The 14,988-nt window shown below is 48.6% G+C and carries 13 protein-coding genes; 1 reads left to right on the forward strand and 12 read right to left on the reverse strand.

The window, feature by feature from the left end; genetic code table 11:
- Positions 1 to 17: 17 nt before the first annotated feature.
- Positions 18 to 491: a ribonuclease H-like YkuK family protein gene (locus DHAF_RS17965; protein ID WP_015944685.1), complete on the reverse strand. Its 474-nt coding sequence runs from the start codon at positions 489 to 491 to the stop codon at positions 18 to 20.
- Between the two features lie 731 nt (positions 492 to 1,222).
- On the opposite strand from DHAF_RS17965, the gene DHAF_RS17970 reads away from it, so the two are divergent.
- A complete protein-coding gene (locus DHAF_RS17970) occupies positions 1,223 to 2,386 on the forward strand; it encodes a glycosyltransferase family 4 protein (RefSeq protein WP_011460346.1) in 1,164 nt (387 codons plus the stop codon).
- 126 nt (positions 2,387 to 2,512) lie between these two features.
- Here the strand turns inward: DHAF_RS17970 and DHAF_RS17975 are convergent, their stop codons facing one another.
- The 11 genes from DHAF_RS17975 to ilvN all read right to left on the reverse strand — a co-directional run bounded on the left by DHAF_RS17975 (position 2,513) and on the right by ilvN (position 14,986).
- The gene (locus DHAF_RS17975; protein WP_015944686.1) at positions 2,513 to 3,838 is read right to left on the reverse strand and encodes a UDP-glucose dehydrogenase family protein; all 1,326 of its coding nucleotides are present in this window, start codon (positions 3,836 to 3,838) and stop codon (positions 2,513 to 2,515) included.
- Between the two features lie 114 nt (positions 3,839 to 3,952).
- Positions 3,953 to 5,509, reverse strand: coding sequence for a coproporphyrinogen III oxidase (locus DHAF_RS17980; protein ID WP_011460348.1), 1,557 nt, complete (start codon positions 5,507 to 5,509; stop codon positions 3,953 to 3,955).
- On the reverse strand, positions 5,506 to 6,123 hold the full coding sequence (locus tag DHAF_RS17985; protein ID WP_011460349.1) for an MBL fold metallo-hydrolase: 618 nt from the start codon (positions 6,121 to 6,123) through the stop codon (positions 5,506 to 5,508). The genes DHAF_RS17980 and DHAF_RS17985 overlap by 4 nt, the downstream gene beginning before the upstream one ends.
- 39 nt (positions 6,124 to 6,162) lie before the next feature.
- On the reverse strand, positions 6,163 to 6,612 hold the full coding sequence (dtd, locus tag DHAF_RS17990; protein WP_011460350.1) for a D-aminoacyl-tRNA deacylase: 450 nt from the start codon (positions 6,610 to 6,612) through the stop codon (positions 6,163 to 6,165).
- A gap of 2 nt (positions 6,613 to 6,614) precedes the next feature.
- Positions 6,615 to 8,795, reverse strand: coding sequence for a RelA/SpoT family protein (locus tag DHAF_RS17995; protein WP_005810772.1), 2,181 nt, complete (start codon positions 8,793 to 8,795; stop codon positions 6,615 to 6,617).
- Positions 8,796 to 8,822: 27 nt separating this feature from the next.
- Positions 8,823 to 9,344 (reverse strand): adenine phosphoribosyltransferase, encoded by a 522-nt coding sequence (locus DHAF_RS18000; RefSeq protein WP_011460351.1) that lies wholly within the window; start codon positions 9,342 to 9,344, stop codon positions 8,823 to 8,825.
- A 26-nt stretch (positions 9,345 to 9,370) separates the two neighbouring features.
- Complete coding sequence (gene recJ / locus DHAF_RS18005) at positions 9,371 to 11,776, reverse strand: single-stranded-DNA-specific exonuclease RecJ (protein WP_015944688.1); 2,406 nt, start codon at positions 11,774 to 11,776, stop codon at positions 9,371 to 9,373.
- A 300-nt stretch (positions 11,777 to 12,076) separates the two neighbouring features.
- A complete protein-coding gene (locus DHAF_RS18010) occupies positions 12,077 to 12,508 on the reverse strand; it encodes a hypothetical protein (protein WP_242660008.1) in 432 nt (143 codons plus the stop codon).
- A gap of 467 nt (positions 12,509 to 12,975) precedes the next feature.
- The gene (locus DHAF_RS26155; protein WP_005810761.1) at positions 12,976 to 13,113 is read right to left on the reverse strand and encodes a hypothetical protein; all 138 of its coding nucleotides are present in this window, start codon (positions 13,111 to 13,113) and stop codon (positions 12,976 to 12,978) included.
- A 264-nt stretch (positions 13,114 to 13,377) separates the two neighbouring features.
- Positions 13,378 to 14,337 carry a polysaccharide deacetylase family protein gene (locus tag DHAF_RS18015; protein ID WP_015944691.1) on the reverse strand — a complete coding sequence of 320 codons (960 nt, stop codon included), beginning with the start codon at positions 14,335 to 14,337 and terminating at the stop codon, positions 13,378 to 13,380.
- Positions 14,338 to 14,491: 154 nt separating this feature from the next.
- Positions 14,492 to 14,986, reverse strand: coding sequence for an acetolactate synthase small subunit (gene ilvN / locus DHAF_RS18020; protein WP_005810756.1), 495 nt, complete (start codon positions 14,984 to 14,986; stop codon positions 14,492 to 14,494).
- Between the last annotated feature and the right edge of the window lie 2 nt (positions 14,987 to 14,988).

Consider the following 14,988-nt stretch of genomic DNA (forward strand, 5'->3'; position numbering starts at 1 on the left):
AGTTGTCAGACTCTGTTTTATTTAGAGAGCCTGTTGGCCACACTGGAAGCCATATAGGAGTTGGGCTTAACCTCGCAGAGAAAGCCGCAGGACTTGACCCAGCCCACCACTTCATCCATGAACTGGGCGGTAGGGCCGTTGTAGCCTACATCCACATGGACGGCAATAGGGCAGTAGATGTTATCCTTCTCAAAGCGTTCCTGGAGCTTTTGAGCATACTCCAAACTCAGACCGGTCTCAAAGAGGATCTTCTGTTTGGTGTTGGTGATTTTCCTGACCTTTCTGATCTCCGAGAAGAAAATCCCGCCCCGGCCCACATCGTTGATGAACTTGTGCACCCCGATGGTGATCGGGACTTTGGTATAGGAGAAATTCTGACTGTCCGTCCCAACGGCAAGCTTGTATTGGATTTTGCTGCCGTGAGCCGTGTAATTTCTGATCAGCTGATACATTTCCTCGAAGGTCACCTCTCCGTAAGTGATGCTGTACATAATCGCCCTCCTCACCGACTTGATCTGCGTGTTGCCCTATATAGAAAACCCGACTTCGCCGTTCCTTTTAGTCACGCCTTCAAAACGGCGAAGTCGTTGGTTGCACTTATGCTGGAAGAAAGTAGGCAGCGAAGCTATACTTTCTGAAAGTATAAAAAATGAAAGCGAGTCCTAACTGCCGTCAGGAGACCCGCTTTCACTCTTTATAATAATGATACCGATACCAGGACATGGGGGCCCGGCCCTCTGAACATCTTTCTCCAGACGCCCGCCTTAAATCTCTGTACCTGCTCTCTTTCCTGTCATGAAACATAAATACCCCTCCCCTGCCAATTCACCGTCTATGTCCGGTTTCTGTGATTCCTTGGCGATAAAAGAATATTACACTATTAATGTTAATTCATTATTAAACATAAGTAAATAAAAAGAAAAAATTTTTCTGCGGGCTCCACTGTCCAACAGGTGTTTTTTGCTTCCTTAAACAGATTGAAGCCCATAAAAAAGCGGCCGGAGAGCCGGCCCATCAAAGTCCGGTGCCACCCGGAGACTTAGTCAATCTTAAAATAGCACACTAATCATAAACTAAAAGCCCGATTAGGTTAAGCCTAAGTAAAATCTGCTAAAACTCATAGTCTTGCGGGCAAATTTCAACTCCAGTTTACAAATACATAAAACTCCTTTTGCACTTATATTTTATACTTTTCATAAAAGGACTATGAGGAGGGAAGGTTTTGCGAATCGCTTATTTTACAGATACCTACCTGCCGCAAATCAATGGCGTTACCAATACTCTGGGCAGGTTAGGGGATTATCTGAAAAACCGGCAAACAGAACACCTCTTTTTTGCTCCCCAATATGAAAGGGAGCCTTCCGGTCTCACCTGTCTTTGCCCCTCTCCCGTGGCCCGTTTTAAAAGCGTGACCCTGCCTTTCTACCCGGAGTGCCGCCTTTCCTTGCCTAATTATACCAAGCTTGCGGGAATTGCCGACCGTTTTCGCCCTGACCTCATTCATCTGACCGACCCCTTGGGCATCGGGCTTGCCGGCCTGCGCTACGCTAAGGAGCGCCGGATTCCCGTGGTCTCATCTTTCCATACCAACTTCGATGCCTATCTCAGCTATTATAAAATGGAATATTTGGAGGGAATGGTCTGGGCTTTGTTCCAGTGGTTCCATAATTCCTGTGCGATGAATTTCTGTCCTTCCCAAACAACCATGCAGGTTCTTGCCGCCAAAGGAATCGAAAATCTGGCCCTGTGGGCCAGAGGAGTGGACTCTGTCAGATTCAGCCCGCATCATCGCCGTGAAGAGATTCGCCGCCGCTTCATCAGCCGGCCCCAACAACTGCTCTTCCTCTACGTAGGCCGCCTTGCCCCGGAGAAAGACCTCGATATCCTGACCCAAAGCATTAAGCAGGTGAACCAAACCCACCAGGAGAAAATCCGCTTCATCATCGCCGGGGACGGACCCTATGCCCAGGATATGCGTGAGCAGTCCGACGGGAATGTCCTTTTTACCGGCTACCTCCAGGGAGCGGAACTGTCCTCCCTTTACGCTTCCTGTGATGCCTTTGTCTTTCCTTCAAGTACGGAGACCTTCGGCAATGTGGTTCTGGAAGCCATGGCCTCCCGTCTGCCGGTAATTACGGTCAGAAGCGGCGGCGTTACCGATAATGTTGTTGACGGGCAGAACGGCTTGCTGTGTGCCCCCCGGGATGAAGCAAGTCTGGCGGAGGCGATGATCAGGCTGGCTGATCAGGACGAACTCAGAGAAGCACTTGCCGCTAATGCTCTCGCCCATGCATCGTCTCAGTCCTGGAACACTATTTTTGACCGGCTGCTCAGGGATTACAGATTTGTACTGGATAAATATAGTGATACGGTTCAGTCAGCTTAGGGAGTTGTTTAATTGCGCATAAAAGCGTGTTGGGATTGCATAGTGAGTATCCGCAACACGCTTTTACCATACGGCAAATTAAATATATGAGCAGCTCCCAGCCCCCAGCGGTCAGATTTTTCGAGTTTAACGGGCTGAAATCATGCTTTGCACGACAGGCCACTCGCTGGAAGAGGGCCGCTCGGGAAGGAAAAAGCCTGCCTCCAGCAATCTTTTCCGTTCAAAGAGATAACGCCCGTCGATAAATACAGGGGCATTCATGCTCTTTTGCAGACGCTTCAGATCAAGATCCAGGAATTCCTCCCATTCCGTCAGCACAATTACGGCGTCGACGCCCTGGCATGCTGCATAGGGATTGTCCGCAGTACTTACAGAAATGATATTAGGCAAGCTCGAACTATCCACAACGGGATCATAGACTTTGACCAGTCCTCCCAGTTTGATAATCTGGGCAATAATCGTTACCGAAGGAGCGTCCCTGAGATCATCCGTATTGGCTTTGAAGGCCAGACCCAGGATGGCGATTTTTCTGCCCTTCAGGTTGCCCAGCACCTCGGTCAGCCGCTGAACAATGTGTACCCGCTGCTCATAGTTGACCTCCAGCACATCCTTGAACATCCAGACATTGACACCGTGAACCTCACCCTGAGCGATCAGCCCCTGGGTATCTTTAGCCAGACAGGAGCCCCCGAAGCCTACTCCCGGCTTCAGGTAAGCCTGACCAATGCGGTGGTCCAGACCGACCGCTGCAGCCACATCCTGGATATTGCCTCCCACAGCTTCACATAAATTAGCAATGGTATTGATATAAGAAATTTTCAAGGCCAAAAAACTGTTGGAAGCATATTTAATCATCTCCGCACTATGCCAGTCGGTGAAAACCTTAGGACAATCCAAGGGCTGAAACAGTTCCTTCATTTGCTCCCTGATTTCCGGTGACATACAGCCCACAACCAGACGGTCGGGATGAAGAAAGTCATGGACGGCTGTTCCCTGACGCAAGAATTCCGGTGCAGAGACTACGGAAAATGTATGACTGACCTTTTCATTTAAATACAGGGAAACCGCCTCACCGGTTCCCACCGGTACAGTGCTTTTGATCATGACGATCACATTATTGCCCACATTCTCCCGGAAACTTTTGACTACCGCCCAAAAGTCTTCCAGATTGGGATGTCCGTTTTCTGCAGGGGGAGTTCCCACGGCGACGATGATCATCTCACATCCCCTCAGTGCCTCCGCCATTTCTGCAGTAAAGCGCAGATATTGCCTGCGCCTATTAAGTTCCACCAATTCCTGAAGCCCCGGCTCAAAGATCGGCAGTTTACCAGCCAAAAGGTCCTCAATTTTTTGTTCATTGTGATCAACGCATACCACATTATGCTGCCAGTCAGCCAGAATCGCGGCTGAGACCAAGCCCACATATCCTGCGCCGACGACACAAATCTTCATAATCAAGCCTCCTTCACTTCATCCTGGCCGATGACTCAGAACAAGCCATTAGTCATAGTCTTGTTTTGATTATAGCGCCGGAATGTAAATGCTTGATTATAGCCCATGAATGACTTAGTAAAGCGGATGTAAATGTTTAGCCAAAGATTTTTCTGCTTCTTCTCTCTTCCTTTGGGTCTCCCGCCATCGCTTCAGGTAAACCTGCCAGTTCGCGGGATGATGAAAACTGACCAGGGAAAAGTCCCTGGGATCAACGATTTTGCTGGAAGCTCCCGCTCCCAGGCCGATGACCGTTTGGCGCTCTTCCATGATGCCAATATTATAACGGCATGCCAAGCCGGGCTTGGCAAAGCCGATGTTCTCCAGATTGCCGGCGATATGCTTTTGGCGGTAGAGATAATAGGGCTCCATCCCCATAGAGCGGACAGCGGCCATGATGTCTTCCTGCATTCCCTCCAACTCCCTGCCCAGGTTTTGTGTTGAACCCTGCTCATGCTCTTTAGAGCCTCGTTTAATAGCTAAGGCATGGACGGTAAGGTTATCAGGTTCCAGTGCCCTGATCCTCTCTAAAGTCTCCTGGATATCCTTAGCCCCTTCTCCAGGCAGCCCCATAATCAAGTCCATATTGATCACCCAGCCCGGAATCTCACGGGCAAGTTCATAGGCTTTAATTATATCTTCCACAGTATGGGCACGACCGATCCGTTGCAGAGTTCGATTATGCATGGTTTGAGGATTGACGCTCAACCGATTGACACCGCTGGCACGGAGAGCCAAAAGTTTCCCTTCAGACAAGGTATCGGGCCGCCCGGCCTCTACTGTAAATTCCCCAGCCTCTCTATGGGGAATATGAGTCATCATTAAAGCGATCAGGCCTTCCATCTCCCGAATCGTGAGTATAGTGGGAGTTCCTCCGCCCAGATAAAGGGAGTCGGCTGTGAGTCCTCCAGCCTTCATCCATGCTCCTGCCGTCCTGATTTCTTCCCCTAACCCCTGCAGATAATGCTCCAGAGGCTCTCTGCCCTGCTTTAACGAATAGGCAGGGAAGGAGCAATAGGAGCAGCGGGTAGGGCAAAAGGGTATCCCTATGTATACAGCTACATCCTGGGGATGGCTTTTCATATCTTCCAGAAAGGGCTGTTGAATGTCCACCACTTCCTGAAGCAATTGTGACTTATCCTCACGAATAGCATACACTTCCCCCAGTGATGCCGCTCTCTCTTCAGAAGAGTATCCTGCCTCTTTTAAGCGATGAAGAATTTTACTGGGGCGAATTCCCGTTAAGATTCCCCAGGGAGGAGTGTGTCCTGTCACCTGGGCAAGAAGTGACAAGAGTCCCCTCTTCAGCAAAAACTTCCGCTTATCTTCTTTTCCTGCATAAGGATGGGACAAAATAAATTTTATTTGCTCCTCATTGAGAATAACCGAGCTTTTGCCAGACCCTAACTTGGTCCCGCAGCTAAGACCCCTAAAACTCCCTTCAATCTGCCAGGGAGTATCGGGATAATGAATATCAATGTGAATAATCCCCACCCCGCAGCCGGCGGCATTATTTTCTCCGCTTAGGTCCTCAACTTCGATCTGTGCCTCAGGGAAAAAGGCCCGGCTTAAGGAAAGACCCGCTTCCAGTTCGGAGCGGGATAAAGTATGGCTTCTTAAAACTATTTTCATTGCAAAAACGGGTTTTCCCGCTTTTCCCTCCCGATCGTGGTCTCCGGTCCATGACCAGGGTAGACTTTAGTGTCCTCCGGCAGCACAAGCAGTTTCTTCACCACAGATTTAATCAATTCATCATAAGACCCGCCGGGAAAATCAGTTCGTCCGATGGAACCGTCGAACAGAGTATCCCCGCTGAGCAATCCTTCAGAAGTCAGGAAGCAGACCCCACCCAGGGTGTGCCCAGGTGTAGCGATCACGGTAAGATTCAGATTCCCCACCTGCAGTATCTGACCATCTTCCAGCAGAAAATCCGCCGGCTTAAACTCATAGGATCTTCCCAGCATTCGGGAAAGGTTATGGGCACCGCTGGTCAGCATCACGGCATCTTCTTTATGAATCCCTACCTTGGCCTGATAAAGTTCACGCAATTTATCCACCGCACCGATATGATCAAAGTGTCCATGAGTAAGCAGAATATATTCCACCTGAACCCCTCTCTCATCCACCCATTCCTGAATTCCGGGCCCATTGGCTCCCGGATCGATAAGGGCTGCCTTCTTGGTCTCAGGGCAGCTCACCAGATAACAATTAGCCCCCATAGCTCCTACCGCGCGACACTCAATCATGTCCATCCCTCCATCCTAATCTATGCTTTCTCATTGAACTTAGAAATTCTTCTCACTATCGATAAGCAAGGTCACCGGTCCATCATTGACCAGGGCTACCTGCATCTCAGCCTGAAAAACCCCTGTTTCCACATGAAGCCCATAGCCCCGCATTTTTGCCACGGCCTGCTGGAAAAGCTCTCCAGCCGTCTCGGGAGGTGCTGCCGTGGCAAAGCTGGGGCGTTTGCCTTTGCGGCAATCTCCATAAAGGGTGAATTGAGAGACCATGAGGATTTCGCCCCCGACATCCTGAACCGAGCGATTCATCTTCCCTTCTCCATCTTCAAAAAGCCGAAGTCCGGCAATTTTATCCACCATCCAGTTCAGATCCGCTTCTGTATCTCCCCGGCCCACTCCGAACAGCACCAACAATCCGGCTCCAATCCGGCCAACGACCTCTCCCTCCACAGTAACGGAGGCCTGGGTCACTCTCTGAACAACACTGCGCAAACTTAACGCCCTCCTAAATGTACCCGCTCCACAGATGTGACATCTTTAACCCGCCGGATTTTCTGCATCACATTATACAAATGTCCCAAATTGCGAATCTCAATACTCAGTTGAATATGGGTATTCTTATCTTTGGCCACCCGGGCATTGATCCCCAAGATATTCGTGCGGGTCTCCATCACCACATTCATCACATCGGTAACCAGCCGCGGCCGGTCTAAAGCGAAAATCTCCAAATCCACCGGATAAATGGATTCTACTTCCGTATCCCAAATCACTTCCACCATCCGGGCTTGCTCCTCCTGAGAATGAGCTTTGACATTATCACACTCCCGGCGATGGATGGAGACCCCCCTGCCCCGGGTAATATAACCAACAATATCATCTCCGGGCAAAGGATTACAACAACGGGAAAAGCGCACAAGAATATTGTCCACACCCTTGACCCTTACCCCTTGGCTCGCCTTCCCATAGCCACTGGAAGGCTTACCTTCTCCCTGCTGCAGGGCCTCCAACTGAAGCCGTTCCCGTTCATCCTTGGTCAAATCTTCCTTTAAGCGCACCAGAACCTTATTCACGGTAACGGCGCCGTCTCCCATGGCGGCATAGAGATCTTCCACATTAGTTATATTATAAGATTTACCGATTTTTAAGAGAAGATCGGATTTAAGCACTTGAGCTGGATCCAGGCCAAGCTTCCGCACCTCCCGCTCGATTCCCTCCCGGCCGCGGACAATATTTTCTTCCCGCTTTTCCTTCTTAAACCACCCACGAATTCTGTTTTTCGCCTGAGATGTTTTTACGAAAGAAAGCCAATCCCGGCTGGGTCCATTGCTCTGCTTGGAAGTCAGAATCTCCACAATATCCCCATTGGCCAATTTGGTTTCCAGCGGGACAATGCGGCTGTTAATCTTAGCCCCTACACAGCGGTGCCCTACATCCGTATGAACCCGATAGGCAAAGTCAACCGGACAGGAGCCCGCCGGCAGCTCCACCACATCTCCCTTGGGCGTAAAGACAAAAACCGTATCGGCAAACAGGTCTATTTTGAGTGATTCCATGAATTCCCCGGCATCCGGGGAATCATGCTGCCACTCCAACATCTGCCGCAGCCAGGACAGCTTCTGCTCAAAATTACCGCCGACGGGTTTGCCGGCCCCTTCTTTATATTTCCAATGGGCGGCAATGCCGTATTCAGCAGTACGATGCATTTCCCAGGTACGAATCTGGATCTCAAAGGGTTCTCCATGGGCTCCTACCAACGTAGTATGCAGAGACTGATACATATTAGGCTTGGGCATGGCGATATAGTCCTTAAACCGGCCGGGCAAAGGCTTCCACATCGTATGAATGATTCCCAGGGCACCATAACAATCATTCACAGAATCCACGATCACCCGAACCGCAGTTAAATCGTAGATTTCGCTGAGCTCTCTGTGCTGATTGATCATTTTCCGGTAGATACTGTAAAAATGCTTGGGACGGCCTGATATATCCGCTTTGATGCCTACTTCAGCCAGGCGCTTGGATAACTGGCTGATGACTTCATTGATCTGTACTTCCCGTTCTGCCCGTTTTAAAGCAATTCCTTCCGATAAGTCATAATACTCTTGAGGTTTTAAGTAGCGGAAAGATAAATCCTCCAGCTCCCATTTAATCCGGAAAATACCCAGCCGGTTGGCCAAAGGAGCGAAAATCTCCAGGGTTTCCAGAGCGATTTCCTTTTGTTTTTTTTCAGAATGAAATTTCAGCGTCCGCATATTGTGGAGACGATCCGCCAGCTTGATTAAAATCACCCGAATATCCTTAGCCATAGCCAGGAACATCTTGCGCAGGTTTTCAACCTGAAGCTCTTCCTTGCTCTTGTACTCGATTCGCCCCAGCTTCGTGACGCCATCGACCAGGATAGCTACTTGAGAGCCAAACTCTCTTTCTATATCTTCGTTGGTGTAATGGGTATCTTCCACCACATCATGGAGGAAAGCCGCCGCAATGGTAGCCTCATCCATTTCCAGTTCCAAGAGGATCTTGGCCACTTCCAGAGGATGCTGAATATATTCTTCTCCTGAATTGCGAAGCTGCCCACGGTGAGCTTCTTCAGCAAAGGAATAAGCTTTCTCCACAAGCTTGATCCCTTCTGGAGACGCTTTATGCAATTTTTCCATGAGCTCGCTTATCGTCATTACCCTGCTCCTCTCTTGTGACCGCTTTTAATACTTAATTAAAGAAAATACCTCATACCCTTCCAGTCTCTTACGGCCTTCCAGAAAGCCCAATTCAATCAAAAAACTCATTCCTGCCACCTGGGCGCCGGTCTTTTCAATTAAACGGGCTGTGGCGGAAGTCGTGCCGCCGGTCGCCAGCAAATCATCGACAATCGCGATCCGTTGTCCCGGTTGAATGGCATCAGCGTGAACTTCTAACGTATCACTACCATATTCAAGTTCATAGGTTTCGCTCACTGTTTTACCCGGAAGTTTGCCCGGTTTACGCACCGGAACAAAGCCAATGCCCAAGGCATAAGCTACCGGAGCTCCCAGCAAAAAGCCGCGGGCTTCCGGTCCCACAATCAGATCCGGTTGAGATTCCCTGACCCGCTCAACGATGGCATCAACCGCTGCCCGATAAGCTTCTCCATCCTTTAACAGGGTAGTAATATCCTTGAAAGAAATACCGGGTTTGGGGAAATCATCAATAACGCGTATGTACTTATCAAAATCCAATGCCTTCACACCTTTCACTGCTTAGTTCTCTACTATTAGTACCGGCCCAGCCTTTTCTTAAACTCCGGCCACGGCATCGTACAATATTCTTCTTTAAACGCCATGGCTTCCTCCCAGCGGCTTTTGGCCCCGCGAAAACGCAGCGCTCCTTCCAGGTCCAGCTTCTTTTGGGCCGGGATCCACTCGATATGGATGGTATCGGAGCTATAGCGCAGACAGCGGAACAAATTCAATTCTTCGAAGATCTTTAATCCAGCCTGTGCTTGCCATAGGGGAATTTCCTCTGCCACCCAGGTAAACGGATTATTCTTAATAGCCAAATCATATAATACTCTGTACATTTGGACAAGATCTTCCCGCGCTAAATAACCCGTTCGCTCCTTCAGAACCAGCGGATCAATCTGACTTTCAGCCAGGATCACTCCTTGTCCACCGCTGTTCCGGACCTGCCTGATCATATCCGCAACCCTTTGCCACGATGGAGGAACCCCTATGACTACAGCCCATGGTGCCCGGTGATCTGCGTCTGGCCCTTGAGGGCTTATCCCGGTAAAATCCCAAAGAGCAACGGAGTCCCCCCGGCTTTCCAGGGTTTTGCTCCATTCTTCCCGATTTTTGCTTCGCCAATCCATAATTTCCAGTTCTTGAGGATATAGGCCACTTGCAGCCGTTTCCTCCTGACCCAAGGCAATCTCCTGCCCGGCCAGGAATCGGTCATGCTCCTCCTGCCATGAGGCTTGGGGCTGAATATCTTTGATCATCAGCTGAATACTCTGGGCGCCACGAAAGGTATTCCAATCCAAACCAAAAGCAACATCCACCGTTGCCGAACCCAAAATATTGGCTAACTCTTCCCCTTTGCGAAAGGCTATTCCTTCCCATTCCCCTTGGGGTCCGAACATACACTTTAAATGAGCATGGTCTTTGCCCACCGTGTCGGCCATATAGAGGGGATAATCCCTTCCGGCCAGCACCGGGCTGGGGTTGCCAAATCCAAAAGGGGCCAGATGTTCCAAATCATGCAGCAAAGAGGCATCAAGAACTTCCAAAGGGACGCATTGGTCCACACGAATCCGTTCATAGAACATCTCCTCAGGAAGGTGTAAGGCCGCCTGATTCAAAGCCTCCCGAAGCAGGGGGATAGTTTCCAGTTTTAACGAGAAGCCGGCGGCCTGACTATGTCCGCCGAATTTCTCCAACAACTCTGCTTGAGCCTTGAGCTCATCCAATACATGATAGCCCCCAATCCCTCTGGCGGACCCTTTCCCAATCTCCTCTTCCTCAGCAATAAGGAAAACCGGGCGATAGTAGCGCTCCACCAAGCGGGAGGCCACGATGCCGATGACCCCATGATGCCAGTTCTTTCCTGATAAAACAATCACCCGTGGCATAGGGTTTTTCTCCAAAATCTCCACCGCTTCAGCAAAGATTTCCTTTTCGGTGTCCTGGCGCAAGGTATTCTCCCGGCTCAAAAACCGTGCCAGCTCAACAGCCCGTTCTTCATGACCTGTGAGCAACAGCTCCAATCCGGCCCGGGCACTGTCCATGCGGCCTGCAGCATTAATACGCGGCGCCACCATGAAGGCGATTTGCCCGGCTTTAAGCGGTTTTCCCCACAGACCGCACTCCTCAAGAAGAGTACGCAGTCCCAGATGAATGGTATTCTCCATCTGGCGTAAGCCATAGGCCACAATGATGCGGTTCTCATGGGTTAAGGGGACAAGATCAGCAATGGTACCTAAAGCTGCTAAATCTAAGATTTCCAGGACCGCATAAGCACCTGATTTTCCCTCTTCTAACCTCTCCAACAAGGCCTGAGCCAGCTTAAACGCTACTCCTACTCCGGCTAAGTCCCGAAAAGGATATCCTGAATCCTTAACCTTGGGATTCAGAATGGCATAAGCTTGAGGCAGACTATCCGGCGGCTCATGATGGTCGGTAAGGATAATATCTATCCCCTGAGACCGAGCATACTCCACTTCCTCCACGGCGGTAATGCCACAATCCACAGTGATCATCACCTTCACATTGGCTTGCAAAGCTTTTGTTATAGCATCCTTATGTAAGCCATAGCCTTCGTCCATCCTGCTGGGAATATAGGCGACCGCCTTAAACCCCAAATCTGTCAATACTTTATAGAGCAAAGCCGTGCTGGTTACCCCATCAACGTCATAATCGCCGTAGATAAGGATTTTTTCTTCTTGAGCCCGTGCCAGCTCTAAACGCTCAATAGCCCTAGCCATTTCTCGAAAGGCAAACGGAGAATTTAAATTAAGCAAAGAAGGTCTGAGAAATTCCATGATTTCCTCCTCTGCCTCGATGCCCCGCTGCCTGAGAATGTCTGCCACTACCGGAGTAATCCCTAATCGTTGGGGGAGCGGGCTTCTACTATCTTTAAACCCAGGAAGGGGTTGTGGTTTTGTCCATATTCTTTTGGTCATGCTCCACCTCCATAGGCAATATTATAGCTTATCCCTGCCACTTTTGTGGATATTTATTATTATAAAGAAAACCCGGCTTCGCCGAGCTTTATATTTCTCGCCCCCAAAAAGGCGAAGTCGTTGGTTGCCCTTATGCTTAGAAAGTATATAGCGCAAGCTTATACTTTCTGATAGTGATATAAAAAGGACTTCCCAGTGAAGTCCTCCATCCGAGCCGCTGTCAGTCCAAAGAATTTTGACATTAACTTATTTCAGAATAACAAAATTGATTAATAATGACAAGAAAAAAATATCGCATTTTCAAATCATCAGATTGCCTATGACAATACACAATATCCCCAGCAACGCACGCCAGAGCATCGGCGAAACTCCCCACGCCACTTCTTTCAGCTTAATCTTAGGAATTAACCCTGTACCTACAACTAAAGCCCAAACTATTACTGCCAAAAGAGGGGTGAAAAAAGCGCCAAAGATAACCAGACTGGCTATCCCTCCGGCTAAACCTGCCACGATACTGCTTTGCCCCGCTTTTTTTACAAAATACCAAAGCACACCTATGCCTATTAATGCCCCGATTAAAAAGGGGACTTCCAGCGACCAAAAATTATCCGGATGTGTATACCAAACTATTCCGCTTAAGATGAGTGCTGCAACCAAGGCCCCCCGGATTCCACCTATGAACACCGATGCGGCCGCCAGCAAGAGCAACCATTCCAATAAGATCAGAACCACAAAGGCCAAGGCCCGCCCCCCTTTCTAATCAGCATTTTGAATTAGTATCTCCCGTATTATGGTAAATAAACCTGACAGGAAATATATTCCTGGACAATTGGCATATTACACCATTTATGCATATCTTGTATTGACACTAACAAATCTTTTTAAGGGAGGAATTGGACTATGTGGGGTTGGTGGGGTTTCCCCTGGTGGGGCTTTGGTTTCGGGTTCCCCTGGTTTGGTTGGTTTGGTTGGCGGCGTCGCTGGTGGTGGTAAACCGCTCCAGGGCTCAGCCTTCTTAGTGCTTCTTATTTCTTGTTCTTCTTATAAGCTTCATTATAAGTACTATCAAGAAAGGCCGCTGGATATCTCCACGGCTTTTCTTGCATGCTCAGCATATCCCACGCCCGCGCCGCTCATCGGCCGCAAAGTGCGAAAAAGCCCCCTCGAATGAGGAGGCTCACTGTGCAGATCTGGTTTTATTAGTTGAAGATTACGCCCAAAGCGATAAGAATCAAGATGGCAATAGCAATGATGCCTGCGCCAACACCCCAGTTTCCGCCGCCGCCGCAAAAGCCAGCGCCGCCGCCAAAACCTGCTCCATATCCTAAACCGTACATAAAGTACCCTCCTTTAAATTCATAAAATCTTTAGAATACGATACCCATTGCGATCAATAAGAGAATGATTACTACAACCACCGCGATTCCTTGTAAATAGTTAGGTCCGCAAGCTCCACCTGCTCCGAATGCCATATTCTTATCCCCCTTTCGAGTTGGTAATATCTGGTTACATTACAAGATATGTCCGCTCTCCAAATATGTGAGATGTCCGTCATATTATTTTGTAAAATTTCCCATCGTTCTTTGAGTTATTATTTAAACTTAATAGTTGGCATTTTCAACCCTTCTCCTAAACTCATCAAGGCCCATCTGAGCATAGCAATAGACGCGCTTCATTCGAAAGGGATCCTCTGGTCCGGCCCACCCTCTGTCTATGGTCAGCCCCATTTTATATCCTGTTTCCCGGCATAATTCAATAATGGAAGAGTCATAGACTCCATAGGGATAAGCAAAAGCGACTTTCGGCTTACCAAGCAACTCTTCCAGAACCTCTTTGGAAGTGAGGAGCTCCTCTTTGATTTGTTCTGTAGAAATACTATCCAAATAAGGATGGGTCACAGTATGACTTTCAATCTGCCAACCGGCCTGGTTCATTTCCAGCAATTGTTGCCGGTTTAAATATCCTTTTCCCCCAATCCATTCTGTCACTACAAAAACCGTTCCGCTGTATCCATACTTCTCCGCAATAGGAAAAGCGTGAATATAATTATCTTCGTAACCATCATCAAAGGTCAAGACAAAAGCCTTTTCCGGAAGGTCCTTCCCTGCATAAAAATACTGATAGAGATCATCCAGGGTAACGCTCTCATAGCCGTTTTGGGAAAGGTGCTCCATATGAGCTTCAAATTCCTCAGGAGGTACTCTCAGCTCATTGCCCTCTTCATAGTCGATGGAATGATAATAGAGTATAGGGATAGGCGATTTTAAGGCTGGTGAAAGCGATGCAGGCGGTAAAGGCTGTGTAGGCTCCAAAGATTCTAAAGGGTCATTTCCTGACTCTAATGGATTATCGGCTTCAGGAGGGCTCACATCCTTATCGCTCTCCTTTTCGATGGGTTCTTGTTCTTCCCTTGGTTCTTGGTTTTGAATTTCCTCATTGATAGTAGGTTTTTGCGGTACTGGCGCTTCATTGGGCCTTGACGAACAGCCAAGGATGACCAGAGTGGTTAGAACAGTAATAACAAAGAATAAATAGATATATTTGCTCTTCACATGATTCATATCCCCAACTCCTCTGAGCATTATAAACTAGATGCCGCTCTCCCTTTCCACTTGATTGAATATTCTCTACAGCCACTCGATCCACCTCTTTTTCCGACATTTAAAAAGCCAAATTACCAACCGATTGGTAATTTGGCTTAACTATCATTCCGGGTTATCCATGTTTTGCTGGGATAGGTCCCCGTGACAAAGCTATTTTTCCAGTCCTGACAATTTCAATAATACCGTAATCCTTAAGGACTTCACAAAGAGCGTCAATCTTGGTTTCTTCTCCTGTCAATTCAATAACCATCGTCTCACGGTTCACATCGACGATTTTGGCACGGAAAATATCGACAATATCCACAATATCGGAACGGGTCTCGCTGCTGGCCTTCACTTTAATCATAGCCAGCTCTCTTTGAATGGAATCCGCTGCGGTTAAATTCGTTATCTTAATCACATCGACCAGTTTGGAAAGCTGGTTGACCACCTGTTCCAGTTCCATTTCATCAGCCTGAACAACAACCGTGATGCGTGTGGTATCGGGTTCCTCCGTATACCCTGCGGCAATGCTTTCAATATTAAAGGCCCTCCGGCTGATTAATCCTGAGATATGAGTCAATACTCCGGGGCGATTCTCAACCAACACGGCTAATGTATGTCTCATAA

It is taken from the genome of Desulfitobacterium hafniense DCB-2 (assembly GCF_000021925.1).
GTDB lineage: Bacteria > Bacillota > Desulfitobacteriia > Desulfitobacteriales > Desulfitobacteriaceae > Desulfitobacterium > Desulfitobacterium hafniense.